Source organism: Paenibacillus sp. KS1, assembly GCF_001680695.1.
GTDB lineage: Bacteria > Bacillota > Bacilli > Paenibacillales > Paenibacillaceae > Paenibacillus_B > Paenibacillus_B suaedae.
On record NZ_MAIS01000313.1, the window covers coordinates 1 to 430 of the forward strand.

1 pseudogene is annotated in these 430 nt (G+C 50.7%); it reads left to right on the forward strand.

The features are described 5' to 3' along the window. Positions 1-352, forward strand: a pseudogene (locus tag BBG47_RS28475) (sugar ABC transporter substrate-binding protein); the annotation flags it as partial. Positions 353-430: the final 78 nt, after the last annotated feature.

A 430-nucleotide genomic window follows, 5' to 3' on the forward strand; every position in this document is an offset into this window, starting at 1 on the left:
GCGTGCAGCCTGGGAATTCGTCAAGTTCGTAAATGGCCCGGAAATGGCGCAGGCCCGCTCTCGTACACTGAAGGGCCAGCTTCCTTCGCGCAACGGCTATATGAAGGACATAAAGGGCAGAAGTACGGATCCGTACTATACGCCAAAGATCAGGGCGGAGAACAACATTGAGAGAGATGAGCGTATCCCATCCGAGTTCTTCCCATCATTCGATAAGCTGCTGCGTGTGGAGCTGGATGCCGTCGTCGCGAACGAGAAAACAGTTGATGAGGCAGCAGCTGCTCTTGAGGAGAAGGCACAGGAATTGCTAATGAAAGTACGAGAATCTGCAAACAAAGACAAGGCAAAATAGGGAGCGTGTAGTACGTGTTGAAAAATGGAAAGACCGTCATTATGCTGTTGACGATCATGTCTCTCTTAAGCGGCTGCT